The 13,903-nt window shown below is 67.8% G+C and carries 15 protein-coding genes; 7 read left to right on the plus strand and 8 right to left on the minus strand.

From position 1 onward, the window contains the following. Positions 1-536: 536 nt before the first annotated feature. Entirely contained in the window at positions 537-1,412 is an 876-nt protein-coding gene (erm, locus tag OG589_RS40495) for an ErmE/ErmH/ErmO/ErmR family 23S rRNA (adenine(2058)-N(6))-methyltransferase (RefSeq protein WP_405143964.1), read from the minus strand. Positions 1,413-2,410: 998 nt separating this feature from the next. Here erm and OG589_RS40500 point away from each other — a divergent pair. Together OG589_RS40500 and OG589_RS40505 are read left to right on the plus strand one after the other, a co-directional pair. Further along, a complete protein-coding gene (locus OG589_RS40500; RefSeq protein WP_405143965.1) occupies positions 2,411-2,977 on the plus strand; it encodes an ATP-dependent Clp protease proteolytic subunit in 567 nt (188 codons plus the stop codon). Positions 2,978-3,020: 43 nt separating this feature from the next. Then, positions 3,021-3,695, plus strand: a complete 675-nt coding sequence (locus tag OG589_RS40505; RefSeq protein ID WP_405143966.1) for an ATP-dependent Clp protease proteolytic subunit — start codon at positions 3,021-3,023, stop codon at positions 3,693-3,695. An 89-nt stretch (positions 3,696-3,784) separates the two neighbouring features. Here the strand turns inward: OG589_RS40505 and glnII are convergent, their stop codons facing one another. After that, on the minus strand, positions 3,785-4,798 hold the full coding sequence (glnII, locus tag OG589_RS40510) for a glutamine synthetase (RefSeq protein WP_405143967.1): 1,014 nt from the start codon (positions 4,796-4,798) through the stop codon (positions 3,785-3,787). A 281-nt stretch (positions 4,799-5,079) separates the two neighbouring features. Between glnII and OG589_RS40515 the strand changes: the two genes are divergently transcribed. Next, positions 5,080-5,916 carry an NAD(P)H-binding protein gene (locus OG589_RS40515; RefSeq protein ID WP_405143968.1) on the plus strand — a complete coding sequence of 279 codons (837 nt, stop codon included), beginning with the start codon at positions 5,080-5,082 and terminating at the stop codon, positions 5,914-5,916. Between the two features lie 80 nt (positions 5,917-5,996). Here the strand turns inward: OG589_RS40515 and OG589_RS40520 are convergent, their stop codons facing one another. After that, positions 5,997-6,758 carry an ABC transporter permease gene (locus tag OG589_RS40520; RefSeq protein WP_405143969.1) on the minus strand — a complete coding sequence of 254 codons (762 nt, stop codon included), beginning with the start codon at positions 6,756-6,758 and terminating at the stop codon, positions 5,997-5,999. A gap of 29 nt (positions 6,759-6,787) precedes the next feature. Beyond that, the gene (locus OG589_RS40525) at positions 6,788-7,747 is read right to left on the minus strand and encodes an ATP-binding cassette domain-containing protein (RefSeq protein ID WP_405143971.1); all 960 of its coding nucleotides are present in this window, start codon (positions 7,745-7,747) and stop codon (positions 6,788-6,790) included. 17 nt (positions 7,748-7,764) lie between these two features. On the opposite strand from OG589_RS40525, the gene OG589_RS40530 reads away from it, so the two are divergent. Continuing rightward, positions 7,765-7,959 (plus strand): hypothetical protein, encoded by a 195-nt coding sequence (locus tag OG589_RS40530; RefSeq protein WP_405143972.1) that lies wholly within the window; start codon positions 7,765-7,767, stop codon positions 7,957-7,959. 60 nt (positions 7,960-8,019) lie between these two features. On the opposite strand, the gene OG589_RS40535 is transcribed toward OG589_RS40530, so the two are convergent. After that, on the minus strand, positions 8,020-9,009 hold the full coding sequence (locus OG589_RS40535) for a DNA polymerase ligase N-terminal domain-containing protein (RefSeq protein WP_405143973.1): 990 nt from the start codon (positions 9,007-9,009) through the stop codon (positions 8,020-8,022). A 149-nt stretch (positions 9,010-9,158) separates the two neighbouring features. Between OG589_RS40535 and OG589_RS40540 the strand changes: the two genes are divergently transcribed. Further along, positions 9,159-9,494, plus strand: coding sequence for a YciI family protein (locus OG589_RS40540; RefSeq protein WP_405143974.1), 336 nt, complete (start codon positions 9,159-9,161; stop codon positions 9,492-9,494). Between the two features lie 91 nt (positions 9,495-9,585). On the opposite strand, the gene OG589_RS40545 is transcribed toward OG589_RS40540, so the two are convergent. Both OG589_RS40545 and OG589_RS40550 read right to left on the minus strand, forming a co-directional pair. Next, positions 9,586-10,035, minus strand: a complete 450-nt coding sequence (locus tag OG589_RS40545; protein ID WP_405143976.1) for a DUF6114 domain-containing protein — start codon at positions 10,033-10,035, stop codon at positions 9,586-9,588. A 35-nt stretch (positions 10,036-10,070) separates the two neighbouring features. Continuing rightward, on the minus strand, positions 10,071-10,667 hold the full coding sequence (locus tag OG589_RS40550) for a DUF6230 family protein (RefSeq protein ID WP_405143977.1): 597 nt from the start codon (positions 10,665-10,667) through the stop codon (positions 10,071-10,073). Between the two features lie 523 nt (positions 10,668-11,190). Here OG589_RS40550 and OG589_RS40555 point away from each other — a divergent pair. Both OG589_RS40555 and OG589_RS40560 read left to right on the plus strand, forming a co-directional pair. Continuing rightward, complete coding sequence (locus OG589_RS40555; protein ID WP_405143979.1) at positions 11,191-11,688, plus strand: MarR family winged helix-turn-helix transcriptional regulator; 498 nt, start codon at positions 11,191-11,193, stop codon at positions 11,686-11,688. Positions 11,689-11,734: 46 nt separating this feature from the next. After that, positions 11,735-12,145, plus strand: coding sequence for a hypothetical protein (locus OG589_RS40560; RefSeq protein ID WP_405143981.1), 411 nt, complete (start codon positions 11,735-11,737; stop codon positions 12,143-12,145). Positions 12,146-12,353: 208 nt separating this feature from the next. Here the strand turns inward: OG589_RS40560 and OG589_RS40565 are convergent, their stop codons facing one another. Next, positions 12,354-13,757, minus strand: a complete 1,404-nt coding sequence (locus OG589_RS40565) for a serine hydrolase (RefSeq protein WP_405143983.1) — start codon at positions 13,755-13,757, stop codon at positions 12,354-12,356. Between the last annotated feature and the right edge of the window lie 146 nt (positions 13,758-13,903).

The following is a 13,903-nucleotide window of genomic DNA, read 5'->3' on the forward strand; positions in this document are numbered from 1 at the left end:
TGCAGATCTTGGGGCGCGGCCGAAGGTACAGATCTTGGGGCGCGCCCGAAGGTACAGACCTTGACCGGCCGGGGTGTTTCACCGCCGTCCGGTGAGTTCAACACCTGGGTGGGCAGCACACGGATCACCCGTCAATCGCTTGACGGGTGGGCGCATACCAAAGATCGCCCATTCCCCGCCCCTGTCGAATGCCCACGGCCGGACCCCTGCTTAGTGGCCATGTCCGCTCCCGAAGCTACACAGACCCAGACCGGCCTTGCTCTCCGGTGAGGTCGACTCTTGGGTGGGCAGCACACGTATGACCCGTCAACCGCTTGACGGGTGGGCGAAGAACCAGGTCACCTGTTCCCCGCCCTCACCGAATGTCCCCGGCCGAACCCCTCCAGGACACCCCCTCTGCCTCCAGGCAGCCCAACTCTCGGACGGCGACACATCTCCGGTCCCGCTGACGGGCCGGTCGCGGTGGAGCGGCCAACCAGGTGGAGCTGGCCACCGCGTCTGCCCGCTCCACCGGTCGCGACATCTCGTCGTTCACATCATCGGGTGGCGAGGTCGTCGAGGCCTTGCCACAGAGTGATCCACTGATCCGGGTGGACGAATGCCACCACCGTGCCGGGTTGGATCGCCGCCCGTTCCAAGGCCGCGTCCAACCTCCTGGCGCCGTAGCGCGCGAGCAAGGAGGCGCGGAGTGAGCCACCCACGCCCCCGAAACCCAGCTCGGCGAGGTCGCGGTAGCCGTCCATCGCCCCCGGCGGGAGCAGCGGAGCCGGCCGTCGCTCGATCCGGAGGATGGCCGAGTCCACGGCGGGTACCGGACGGAACACCTCGCGACCGATGCGGCCGGCCAGGCTCCACGAGAACCACGGCCACGTCCGTACGGTCAGCAGGCTCCAGCGCCCGAAGTCACCCGCCCGCTTGCGGGCGTACTCCAGTTGGGTGACCAGCGTGGCCGACGAGAGGGCCGGTGCGCGCAGGCACCAGTCCACGATCCGCGACGTGGCCGAGTAAGGAATGTTGCCGACTACGGCGAAACGGTGGCGAGGCGGGCGGGCGGCCAGGAAGTCGCCCCGGACCACCTCGATCCTGGCGTCGTCACGGGTCCTTGCGACCAGCTTGCCCGCCGGCAGCGGGTCGATCTCGTAAGCCACGACCCTTCCCGCGTGCTCGGCCAGGGCACGCGTCAGGGCGCCCTCTCCGGCGCCCGGTTCGAGGATCACGTCGTCCGGCCCGAGCCTCGCGGCCGCGACCACGCGGGCGATCGCGCCCTGGTCGATCAGGAAGTTCTGCGACAGCTCCCGCCTGGCCTGGTCGCGCTCGGTACGGCCGCCGCGCCCCTTGCCCTGGTTTTGAGGGTCTTTCCGACCCCGCTGCTGCGTATGCGAATAGTCACGATGAGAGAATGATCGCGCCACTGCCGATGCCCTTTCGGGTCCGAGATGAACAGGTCTCGGAGGCCCTGGGCACGTAGGGGCAACACGCCGGCGACCAGGCGGCCACGGGTGTTCATGAACCACGGGTGTTCATGAAGTTGGCATACCGGATCGCGTCCACAGACCCCGGCTGCCGAGCAGCGCGGGTGCGGCGTACGCCTTGTCTGTCTAGATGTCGTGTTCCCGACGAGCCAGAGCCCGTCGGAGACGAGGACGCTTCACCAGGCACGGTTCACGATGAACCGGCCGGTCAGCCATGTAGAGTGAGAAGTCGAGCATGTCCTAGACCCTAGGAACCACCTCGGGACGCCCGCAATCGATTAATCCGGCCGGACACCTGGTCCGATGCCGGAACGTCGCGGGCCGTATCCGGATACCCAGGTCATCGTCCTCACGACGTACTCTTCGCCAAGATCGGCGTTCGCGACCGCGCCCAGGCCGTCGCCTACGACCTACCGCCGCGGCCTCGCCGACGTCTGAGACGCCCCTCACCCGCCTCACGCCTCCGGAACGCGCGAAGGCCGCCCCTGCTCCGTAGGACGCGAGAACGCCGCCCTGCTCGGTAGGACGCGCGAACGCCGCCCTGCTCGGTAGGACGCGCGAACGCCGCCCTGCTCCGTAGGACGCGCGAACCCGCCCCTGCCCCCTAGCCGTTCGTCGTAGGTTTCATCCGAAATGCTCCCCGGCGGTGGCTCTCCATGCGGTATCGGCGAAACTCTGTCAAGTGAAATACGTTCTGAGCGGAATACGTTTAAAGCGGAATCCGCCTGTAGTGAAAATGTGCCGACAGTGAAAAAGCTGTCCGGCCGATGTGATTTCTGGCAGCGTTAAACTCAGAATTCGCGGCATGTAAAAGCCGTGATTACCAGCGACTAACCTGGGAGCAGGTGGCAACGGTGACCCCGAGGCGTTCTTCCCGTGACCCGTTCGCGGCGACCTTCGACTCCAGCTCGCATCCCGTCGAGGTGCCCTCACCCTCGATGATCGACCCGATCAGCCAGCGGCTGCTGCGCGAGCGCATCATCTTCCTCGGTCAGGAGGTCGACGACGAGATCTCCAACCGGATCTGCGGCGAGCTGTTGCTGCTGTCGGCCGAGGACTCCAAGCGGGACATTTTCCTCTACATCAACTCGCCCGGCGGTTCTGTCACGGCTGGCATGGCTATTTACGACATCATGCAATACATCCCAAACGATATCTCCACGGTGGCGATGGGCCTGGCCGCCTCGATGGGGCAGTTCCTTCTCTGCGCCGGCACGAGCGGCAAGCGCTACAGCCTGCCGCACACCCGCATTCTGATGCACCAGCCACTGGGCGGCATCGGCGGCACGGCCTCCGATATCAAGATCCAGGCCGAGCAGATGCTCTACACGAAGAAGATGTTCGCCGAGCGCATCGCCTTCCACACCGGCCAGACCGTGGAGCAGATCGAGCGCGACTCCGACCACGACCGGTGGTTCACGGCCGAGGAGGCCAGGCGTTACGGCTTCGTCGACCACGTGGTGGGGAGTGCCAATCTCGTCCCCTCCGCCGGCCCGGTCTCCTGACCGGCGGCGCACAGCATGACCTCGAAGCACGAGTGGAGGCACTATGAGTGATCTGAGCCGGCCGGGGATGCCCGCCGGGGTCGTCCCCATCGACAACCGGTACATCATGCCCACGTTCACCGAGCGCACGACGTACGGCGTCAAGGAGATGAGTCCCTACAACAAGCTCTTCGAGGATCGCATCATCTTCCTCGGGGTGCAGATCGACGACACCTCGGCCAACGACGTGATGGCCCAGTTGCTGACCCTGGAGTCACTCGACCCCGACCGTGACATCAGCATCTACATCAACTCGCCGGGGGGCTCGTTCACGGCGATGGCGGCGATCTATGACACGATGCAGTTCGTCCGTCCCGAGATCCAGACGGTGTGCATCGGCCAGGCCGCGTCCGCCGCGGCCGTGCTCCTCGCGGCCGGCACGCCGGGCAAGCGGGCGGCGCTCGCGCAGTCGCGCGTCCTGCTCCACCAGCCCTCCACCGAGGGCTCCTTCGGGCCGACGAGCGACATGGAGGTCCAGGCGCGCGAGATCATGCGGATGCGCGCGCTCCTCGAAAGCCTCATCGCCGATCACTCGGGCCGCTCGGTCGAGAGCGTCCGCAAGGACATCGAGCGCGACAAGATCTTCACCGCCGAGGAGGCCAAGGCCTACGGCATCGTGGACGACATCTTCACCAGCAGGAAGCGGAAGCCCACCCTGGTGAAGTCGTCGGTGAAATGACGTGCGGGTGGCGCCGCCGGCGAATAGCCGGAAGCGGCGCCACCCACCACGAGAACGAGACGGAGACCGGCCGTGTGGGCCGGGCCCGGTCAGACCTGTCCGGCCTTCTCCAGCGCGGCGCAGCAGGTGCCCACGATGAGCCGCGTCACGACGTACGGGTCGCAGTTGGCGTTGGGGCGGCGGTCCTCGATGTAACCCTGCTTGTCGACCTCGACCTGCCAAGGGATGCGCACCGACGCGCCGCGGTTGGACACGCCGTAGTTGTACTCACTCCACGGGGCGGTCTCGTGCATGCCGGTGAGGCGGTTCTCGATCTCGGCGCCGTATCCGGCGATGTGCTCCTCGGCCTTCTCGCCGAGGGCCTCGCAGGCGGTGATGATCGGGTCGTACCCGGAGCGCATGGCCTGGGTGGAGAAGTTGGTGTGCGCGCCCGCGCCGTTCCAGTCGCCCTTCACCGGCTTGGGGTCCAGGGTGGCCGAGATGCCGAAGTCCTCGGCGATGCGGTAGAGCAGCCAGCGCGCGATCCACAGGTGGTCGGAGACCGCGAGCGGGCCGGCGGGGCCAACCTGGAACTCCCACTGGCCGGGCATGACCTCGGCGTTGATGCCGGAGATCGCGAGGCCGGCCTCGAGGCAGGCGTCGAGGTGCGCCTCGACGACCTCGCGGCCGTACACCTCGTCGGCGCCGACGCCGCAGTAGTAGAAGCCCTGCGGGGCGGGGAAGCCGCCGACCGGGAAGCCGAGCGGGCGGCCGTCCTTGAAGAAGGTGTACTCCTGCTCGATGCCGAACCACGAGTCCTGGTCGGCGAAGCGCTCGGCCACCGGCGAGAGCATCGCACGCGTGTTGGTCGGGTGCGGCGTCATGTCGGTGAGCAGCACCTCGCACAGCACCAGCACGTTGTCACCGCCCCTGATGGGGTCCGGACAGGTGAACACCGGCTTGAGCACGCAGTCGGAGGCCTTTCCAGGCGCCTGGTTGGTGCTCGATCCGTCGAAGCCCCAGATCGGCAGCTCCGCGCCATCGGCAAGAATCCTGGTCTTCGACCGGAGCCGCGCGGTCGGCTGGGTGCCGTCAATCCAGATGTACTCGGCCTTGTAGGTCACGATGATCCCTTCAGCAAGGCGGATCCCACACGTGTCCGCAACGCCGAGGTTGTCAACCGGCCGTTTCGGAGCTGTTGCTCATTTATGAACGCCATGTGAAATCGTGCACGAGCTCGGCGTGTCGTTGCTCACACATCATGCCTGGTCAGGTACCTGGTCCGGGTGTCCGGACCGACCTTGTGAATCATCGGCACGCCCCATCGAGGATCACCGCCCGTAGGCTGGTACGGAGATCGAAGCCGAGACCGAGCGACTCGGTCGCCTCATGCTGGAGGAAGCTCATGATCCTGGTAACCGGAGCCACAGGTAACGTCGGCCGCGGCGTGGCCGAGCAGCTTCTCGCGGCGGGCCAGGAGGTCAGGGCCCTCACCCGAAACCCGGACAGAGCGCACCTTCCGGCCGGGGCCGAGGTGATCCGCGGGGACCTCTCCGAGCCCGAGACCCTCCCGCCCGCGCTCGAAGGCGTCACGGCCGCCTTCCTGTACGCCGTACCCGGCACGGCCCCCGCGTTCCTCAAGGCCGCCAAGGACGCCGGGGTCCGCAGGGTCGTCCTGCTCTCGTCCCTCGCGGTGGACGACGACGCCGAGGTGCAGCCGAACTTCATCGCCGCGTTCCACGCCGTCATCGAGGACGCGATCGAGGAGTCCGGGATCGAGTGGACCTTCGTGCGGCCCGGCGCCTTCGACACCAACGCCTACCAGTGGCTGGGCCAGGTCAAGGCGGGCGACGTCGTGCGCCTCCCGTTCGGCGAGGCGGTCACGGCGCCGATCCACGAGGCCGACATCGCCGCCGTGGCCGTCCAGGCGCTGACGTCGGACGGCCACGCCGGCGCGCGGTACCAGCTGACCGGCCCGCAGGCGCTGACCCTGAGTGCCCAGGTCCAGGCCGTGGGCGAGGCCATCGGCCGCCCGCTCCGCCTTGAGGAGGTGTCCCCGGAGGCCGCCAGGCAGGCGATGATCCAGCACGTCCCCGAGCACATCGTCGACACGATCATGGACCTCCAGGCCAAGTCCGTCGGCCGCGAGGCCTTCGTGACCGACACCGTCGAGAAGGTGACCGGCCGTCCCGCCCGTACGTTCGCGCAGTGGGCCGCCGACCACGCGGACGACTTCCGCTGACCACCCGGCCGTCGACCGTCGCAAGCGCCTTCGCGCCGGAGTCCACGGTGGTCCAGGAGCACGAGTGCGCCGGCTTGGCGTCAGATGCCGCGCCGCATCGCCCGCGTGCCGAGGGCCAGGCCCACCGCCGCGACGGCGCAGGCCGCGAGCAGGCCGTACAGCACCGAGATGTCCGCGAACCTGTCGCTGAACAGCGCCCGCTCCGCCCGCACGATGTACGAGACCGGGTTCAGCGCGGCGGTGGCCCGCAGCCACGCCGGGCCGGACTCCACCGGCAACAGCACGCCCGACAGCAGCATCAGCGGGAACAGCACCATCTGGGTGACTCCCCAGAACAGCTCACCACCCGGCCGGGACGCGATCGCGAGCACGAAGGACAGCGAGCCGAGCCCGACGCCGAACACGATCAGCAGCGCGAGCCCGGCCAGCACGCCCACAGGACGGAGCTCGAAGCCCAGCGGCACCGCGAGGCCGATGATCAGCACGGCCTGGAACAGCAGGATCACGAACTCCTTGAGGGTGCGGCCGACGAGCATCGCCGTGCGGTTCAGCGGCGTGACCAGCATCCGCTCCATCGAGCCGCCCATCAGCTCGATGAGCATGGAGTATCCGGCCATCATCGGCCCGGACAGGCACATCATGATCAGGATGCCGGGCACGAACCACTGCCATGGCGAGCCCCCCTCTCCGAGGCTCCCCGTTCCGGCCAGCATCGGCCCGAACAGGAACAGGAAGAGCAGCGGCTGCCCCATGGTGAACACCAGGGCGAGGGGTTCGCGCACCACGGGAGCGAACTCGCGGGAGAACACGGTACGGGTGTCACGGATGAAATGAGTGCTCAACGAACTCGCCTTTCCTACATGGGATGAGGTCACGCGCCGTCGGTCTCGCGCAGGCTGCGGCCGGTGAGCGCCAGGAACACGTCGTCGAGCGTCGGGCGAGCGGTCTCGGCCGTGGCGACCTTCACGCCCGCCGCCTCCAGCGACCGCAGGTACTCCGGCAGCACCGCCTCCGCACGGGAGACGCGCAGCCGCACGGTCGTCCCGTCGGTGGTGACCTCGTCAGGCGAGGCGATCCGTGCGGCGATCTCGGCCGCCCTCGTCGCCTCCGCCAGGTCGTGCGTCGTGACCGTGACGCGGTCACCGGCCAGATCGCTCTTGAGCCCCTGGGCCGTGCCGTCGGCGATGATCAGGCCGTGGTCGATGATCACTACCCGCTCGGCCATGCTGTCGGCCTCCTCCAGGTAGTGCGTGGTCAGGAACAGGGTCGTGCCGTGTTCGGTGCGCAGCCGCAGGATGTGCTCCCAGATGTTGGCGCGGCTCTGCGGGTCGAGGCCGGTCGTCGGCTCGTCCAGGAACAGCAGCTCGGGCCGGTGGACGAGCCCCATGGCGATGTCGAGCCTGCGGCGCTGGCCCCCCGAAAGGGTGCCGGGCTTGCGCCTGGCCAGGGGCTCCAGATCGAGCAGGCTGAGGACCTCGTCGGCCCTCCGGCGCGCCTGGGCCACGCCGAGGCCGTAGCAGCGTCCCTGGGTCACCAGCTCGTCGCGTACGCGGAAGTTCTCGCCCGCGCTGCTCTTCTGCCCGACATAACCGATACGGGCGCGCACCCCGGCCGGATCGGCGACCACATCGTGGCCGGCCACGACGGCGGTCCCCGACGTCGGCGGCAGCAGAGAGGTCAGCATGCGAAGGCTGGTGGACTTTCCCGCGCCGTTCGGACCGAGGAAGGCCACCAGCTGGCCGGGTTCCACATCGAGGTCGATACCGCGCACGGCGTCGACGGTCTCCCGCTTCACCGTGAACCGCCGGGTCAGCCCTCGGGCATGGATCATCGTCCCCTCCTTGGGGGTTGGAGTGGAAGGTTGCCGGACATGGCGAAGAAACCCCTGGTCAGGGGCCGAAATGGGTGATGATTTATCTTTGCGCACGAATTCTGGATCTGGCAAACGTGAACGTGACGTTCACGTTTCCGGCTGACCTGCGGGAACGCATTTCTTCGACGCGTTTCCACAAGGCCGTATTTCGCGCCGCACAACCTCGCTGAGCTGGCCGTTCTCCTGCCGGGCCGGGCACTCGGAAAAAAATTCTCTGGCCCCCCGAGGCGTCAGTCGCCGACGGGCACGCGCAGCCAGTACGGGGAGCGCGCGCCGGGGACGTACGGGCTGTCGAGGCGCTTGGCGAGGACGGCCGGAAGCCCCTGGTCTCTCGCCACCTTCAGCACGGGCTTGCCATCGCCGGGGAACCACGGAGTCGTCTGCCAGTGCGGGCCGCGCAGGGACAGGTGGTCGAGCGTGCGGCGCCGGTCCCGGTAGACGCGGTCGAGCAGGACTCCACCGTTGAGGCGGAGCACGTCGAAGATCATGTAGACCGGGGTGCCCTCCATCTCGACGATCTGGCCGTCGAGCACGGCGGGAAGCCCGAGGAGGTTCTTGCCCAGGCCGGCGAGGTCGGGGTGGTCCAGAGGCGTGCCGTCCTCGGCGAAGAGCCTGGCCTCGCCGTTCTCGACGCCGGCGAGCGCGCGCGTTCCCCCGAGGTCGAACTCGAACCCGTAGGCGTCCTGGTCGCGGGGGAGGCGCCTGCGCTCCTCTGGCAGCATGGGCCGCAGGTCCGCGGCGGTCGGCGGACCCGGGTTCGGCGGCGGGTCCATCCGGTGGATCATCCAGTTCTTGCCGTCGGTCTGGAACAGCACGTACCGGCCGGTGGCCCGCGCCCCGTGCATCACGATCTTGACCTCGCGGTCCGTCCACTTCTCGGTCTCGTAGGTGCCCCGGTCCCAGACGAGCATCAGGCCCCCGCCGTACTCGCCCTGGGCGATCTCCCCCTCGAACGTGGCGTACTCGATGGGGTGGTCCTCGGTGTGCACGGCCAGGTGGTTGGTCTTGGGGTCGAGGGGGAGGCCCTTGGGGATCGCCCAGGAGGCCAGCACGCCGTCGCGTTCGAGTCGGAGGTCCCAGTGCAGGCGGCGGGCGTGGTGCTCGTGGATCACGAAGGTGTCGTCCTGGCCTGTGGGGAGAGGCCCCGGCTCCGGCACGGGCTCCGGCGTGCGGGTGGCGTCGCGCTTGCTCCGGTAGGCGTCCAGCTTGTCGGCCGACATTGCCGTTTCGTACCCACACTCCGGCCATACCGCACCCAATGCACTACGGCTCAGGGGCGCACGCGCCGGAAAGCCGTCCTAGTGCCGTGTCGAAGTCGCCGCCAGTCGATCGACACCTAGATAGAGGTGGATGTCCGACAGGAGGAACGATGGTGCGGTTCATGGTGATGCACAAGGCCACCGAGCAGGCGGAAGCGGGCGCCGAGCCGCATGACGGCACGGGAAGGCTGATCGACGAGATGGTACGGGCCGGCGTGCTGCTCGCCGCCGAAGACCTCCTGCCCAGCTCGGCGGGCGCGCGCGTCTCGGTCTCCGGAGGGACGCGGACCGTGACCGGCGGCCCGTTCACCGGGACAAAGGAGCTGGTCAGCGGCTTCGCGCTGATCGAGGTGAGATCGAGGGAGGAGGCGGTCGAATGGGCGGCCCGCCTGGCGGAAGCGGTGGGCGACGTGGAGCTCCGCCAGGTCGCGGAGCCTCCGGCGTGAGCGCCCGGTGACGTGCGACGCCAGCGCTGAGAGACCCGAGGCGGCGGTGCCGGCGCTCCAGGCTCCTTGCTGACGTTACGTCGGAGTAAGCTCATCCGCGATGTCCTCCTGAGGCCTCTGGGCGGGATTCTTCGTTGCCGTCACGCGAAGGTGAACCCCCGCCGAAGCCGCCCGCGTGCGGGTTGGGAGTCCACGCGGCCGCCAGGGCGCCGCCGATCAGGCCCAGGATCATGCCGATCAGGAAGCCGCCGATGTTGGCGTACAGGATGGACGTGATGGACAGCAGGCTGGCCATGATGCCGAGGAAGATGCGCTGCGCCGGCTGCAGCCAGATCAGCACGCCCAGGATGATCATCGTGATGGAGATCAGGTAGATCAGTCCCGCCTGGGCTGAGTGGATCACCAGCGGAAGCGCGTTGACGGCGAAGGGGATGCTGAGCATCTCCAGCCCGGCCATGAGGGTGATCAGACCACCCCAGAACGGGCGAGAACGCCGCCACGACTTCACGATCTCCTGCCCCCAGGAAGTAAGGCCGGTCACTTATGCGGCACCACGAGCACTAGACGGACCTCAAGCTAGAAGCACTCCTGTATGCCGGGCAGCACGCGCAGCAGGGACTCGGGGAAGCCGAGTCTCTCGGCACTCGTGCCCAGGATGATCTGCCGGGAGTTCTTGACGACGACCGTGGAGGACACCTGACCGGCGACCCCGGGCTGCCCGGTGATCCCCGGCAGGGTGCTCGCGGTGCTGGCGTCGCGGCCGATCTGGACGTTGGTGGAGTAATTGTCACCGGCCAGTCGGCGCGCGTAGATGACCTGGTTGTCGGCGGTCACCGGGTCCTTGCCCGTGCCCCCGGTGACCTTGATGGTCACCGTGCCCATGGGCGTGTCGACCAAGTAGCTCTGGCAGAGATTGAAGGCTTCCAAATGCCGGTTCATGGTGAGGTATACGGGGATCTGCTTGCCTCCTTTTGTCTCCACCACGCCGGGGAACTCGGCGACGTCCCACGCGCGGATCAGGTCGGCGGTGACCTTGATCTTTTCCCCGGCGACCACGAACGAGGCGCCGACGGCACCCCGGGCCACGGCACCGACCAGCACTGACGCCACTGCCGCCGCGGGTATGAAGATCAAAGCGAAGCGTTTCCACCGCACCCGCCCCTGCTCACGCATGGCACACCTCATGTCGACTGCCAGACCGATGAGTCACCACACCGTGACGAACCACACGGCTTCCCGTCGAGCATGATGATCTTCGTACTTACCCTCAACCGGACACGCCAGATATCACGGTAAGTTTGCTCTCCACTACGCCGCGCAAAGACCTGGGTAGGCGTCAAATGGCGTGGGAGAACAGACGTGGTCAAGCACCGGATGACATGAGCAGCGAGAACGTGTGGTCAGGTGTCGGCTGGTCTGGGCGCGAGGAGGAGTGCTTAGTGGTCGAGTCTGGAAGTCCTTCGGGGGTTGACACAGCGACGCGTGTTGCGCCCGAGGGTTGGTCGGATGTCGGGGGCGGTGAGATGGAGCGCGCTGGCGCAGCCGAGGGGCATCCTCGGGCGCGCCGGGGCTGCTTGGCAAGTTAGCGAAGTTGGTATTAAAGTATTGCTTCATCATGAAGCATGTACATAACTCCCCGTACGGCCTCGATCGTGACCCAGACGGTAGCTTTTTCGACCCCCGGGTGAGGTCTGCCATGGCCCAGTTCACCGCAGGAGAGGACACCCTCGCCCTCGAAGGCGCAGCTGCGGTCCGCAGCGCGTTCCACGCCACCGAGCGCATGCGCTCCCGCGGGGCCGAGGGCCGCGGGCTGAGCGCGGGTGCGCTCGATCTCCTGATCCGTCTGAGCGCCGCATCCGATGATGGGATCAGCATCGGCGAGTTGGCCCAGGCGGCTGGAGTGAGCTCGCGCAATGTCACCGGACTGGTCGACACCCTCGAACGCGACGGACTGGCTGAGCGGGTCGCCGATCAGCGTGACCGCCGTTCGGTCCTGGCCAGGATCACACCCGCCGGGCTGGCCTGGTTGGAGTCCTTCCGTCGGCCCACCCAGGCCGCCATGGCGGCGGTCTTCCGCGGATTCACGCCCGCCGAGATGACCCAGCTGCGGCATCTTTGCCTGCGCCTCGTCGAGAACCAGCATCGACTCGACCAATACCTGAGCCAGGCCGACGGCACGAACACCCAGCCGTGAACCGGACATCCACCACCCGAAGAAACGATCAAAGGACCGAACCGCGATGACAACCGAGACCCGGACCCGGCAGATCGTGCGGGGCTATCACGACGCCAGGTTCAGTGGGGACATGCCCGCAGCCGTCGCGCATCTCGCCGAGCCGTTCACCTTCCAAAGCCCGCTCATGAGCTCTGCGGACCCCGCCGGCCACCTGGCCGGGCTCCCCGGCTTCCTCCAGGTGGTCACCGGCGTCGACATGATCAGCGAACTGTACGGCGAGTCCGAGGCGACACTCGTCTACGACGTGCACACCGCCACCCCGGCTGGCACTCAGCGCACCGCCGAACACTTCCGCCTCGACGGCGCCGGAATCACATCGATCATGCTGATCTTCGACGGAACACCATGGCAGGCGATGCTGGCAATGATGGGCCAGGCCCCGCCCGATACCGCTACGGCGAAGCCCTCACGCTGAAACGCCACCAGTCGAACTCGGCGACGAGGTCGTCCCGTTCCCTCCGGCGCTGCGACGAGCACGCGACTCCGAGAAACATCGGAAGACAGCCAGCTCAAGCCCTGGCAGTACCAGTCCTGGATCTTCAGTCGACCACTTAGGGGTCGGATGGCGTGGTGGTGAAGCGGGTGGTGAGGTGTCGGATGGTCTGGGCGGCGAAGGGGATGGGTCACAGGAGCGCGAAGGCGCCGCGGATCAGGGCCAGCGACTCCTGGGTGATGGCGTCTTCGTTGAAGGGGGCGGAAGGGTCGCTGGTCAGCGTCGTGACGACGTAGGTCTTGCCTTTAGCCGAGCGGGCGAGGAAGCCCATGGTGAGCACCCCCGGCTCCGAGCCGCCCTTGTACCAGACGAGCGGCCAGTCTTCGCGGGGTAGCCCGAGCCCGGCGTCGCCGGACATCACCTCGCTCACTTCCCGGTCACCGAACCCGCTCAGCCCGGCGAAGGCGCGGCACATGTCGGACGGGGAGCCGAGCCACTCCACCGTGTCGAGCTCCCGGGGAGCCTGCCACGAGGTGACCCGTGAAAGCGGCACCTTCGCCACCGTCCGATCGAGGTAGGCGCGCCGCCCCTTGGAATCGAGGGCAAGGTATTCCTTCGTGAGCCGCGGGTAGTCGGCGCCCTTCAGCACGAAGAGCTCGCGTGTGGTCAGGAACGGCACGTTCCGCTTCGCGTGATCGGACCACGCCGCGTTCGTGGCCTCGACCGCCCGCCGTCCGACCTTGTCGAGGAGCAGGTCAGCACCGGTGTTGTCGCTGATGGAGATCATCAGCTTGGCGGCCTCCCGGACGGAGACGGTGCTGCCGTCCGGCCGGTCCTGCAGCTCGCCGCCGGGCAGGCTCTTCAGCTCCGGTGTGATCGTGAGCTTGTCGTCCCAGGACAGCTTGCCCTCGCGCACCCTTTGCGCGACGGCGCCCAGCACGTACGTCTTGAACATCGAGCCCAGCGGCCGCGGCTCGCCCGGAGCCAGCGCATGAACGGGCCGGCAGCCGCCGCCGGGGGTCACCTCGGCGGCCAGGAAGCCGGACTGTGGCGCCACCGCTCGCAGCCGTTTGTCGATGTCGGACCAGCTCGCAGGCGTCGGCGAGGGGGAGGCCACCGGCGAGAGCCGCAGAACGTTGATCTTCCCGGACGCGTCGACGGAGATCGAGAGCTTGAGCCGCCCGCTTGGCAACGAGATGAGACCGACGATCGCCGTGGGCTGGACGCCGGTCAGCTCGTCGAGCTTGAGCCCCGCCAAGCCTTCGAGGGTCTTGTTGAACTGCGCCGGGGGAACCTCCTTGAGAAACTCGGCGCTCAGGTGCTCGGCCAGCTCGTCGTCGGCGATCGGCGGCCTGCCCACGACGTCGAGGAACCAGCGGAGCTGCCCGCCCACGGGAGTGCCGGGTATGTCGACCGTCTTGGCCGGGCTACCGGAAGGCGCCGGGGTGAGGGCGGAGCCAGAGGGCGCCGGGGTGAGAGCGGACGTGGCAGTGCTCTGCTCGCCGGGCGCGCACGCGGTCAGAGCGAGGGCCGCAATGGCGAGCGTCGCGGACAGGACACGCGTGGATCTCGTCGACCTCGTCGTGAGGGACATGGCTCCTCCTTCTCTCGGGTGATCACCACAGTAGAAATGGCGGCGCCGCCGGCGGTACCTGGCAGTCCTCCGTCTCTGAAGTGCGGGGATCCACATGGAATGTGAGGACAACCTCATAGACGCCGGTCACCGGCACACGCCACGAT

It is taken from the genome of Sphaerisporangium sp. NBC_01403 (assembly GCF_045040145.1).
In the GTDB taxonomy this organism is placed as follows: Bacteria; Actinomycetota; Actinomycetes; order Streptosporangiales; family Streptosporangiaceae; genus Sphaerisporangium; species Sphaerisporangium viridialbum.

Excerpts from the sequence above, each read along its gene's own strand:
- OG589_RS40505 (WP_405143966.1), top strand. The coding sequence starts at position 3,021 with ATGAGTGATCTGAGCCGGCCGGGGATGCCCGCCGGGGTCGTCCCCATC.
- OG589_RS40500 (WP_405143965.1), top strand. The coding sequence starts at position 2,411 with ATGATCGACCCGATCAGCCAGCGGCTGCTGCGCGAGCGCATCATCTTC.
- OG589_RS40515 (WP_405143968.1), top strand. The coding sequence starts at position 5,080 with ATGATCCTGGTAACCGGAGCCACAGGTAACGTCGGCCGCGGCGTGGCC.
- OG589_RS40550 (WP_405143977.1), bottom strand. The coding sequence starts at position 10,667 with ATGCGTGAGCAGGGGCGGGTGCGGTGGAAACGCTTCGCTTTGATCTTC.
- OG589_RS40565 (WP_405143983.1), bottom strand. The coding sequence starts at position 13,757 with ATGTCCCTCACGACGAGGTCGACGAGATCCACGCGTGTCCTGTCCGCG.
- OG589_RS40540 (WP_405143974.1), top strand. The coding sequence starts at position 9,159 with ATGGTGCGGTTCATGGTGATGCACAAGGCCACCGAGCAGGCGGAAGCG.
- OG589_RS40560 (WP_405143981.1), top strand. The coding sequence starts at position 11,735 with ATGACAACCGAGACCCGGACCCGGCAGATCGTGCGGGGCTATCACGAC.
- OG589_RS40555 (WP_405143979.1), top strand. The coding sequence starts at position 11,191 with ATGGCCCAGTTCACCGCAGGAGAGGACACCCTCGCCCTCGAAGGCGCA.
- OG589_RS40535 (WP_405143973.1), bottom strand. The coding sequence starts at position 9,009 with ATGTCGGCCGACAAGCTGGACGCCTACCGGAGCAAGCGCGACGCCACC.
- OG589_RS40525 (WP_405143971.1), bottom strand. The coding sequence starts at position 7,747 with ATGATCCATGCCCGAGGGCTGACCCGGCGGTTCACGGTGAAGCGGGAG.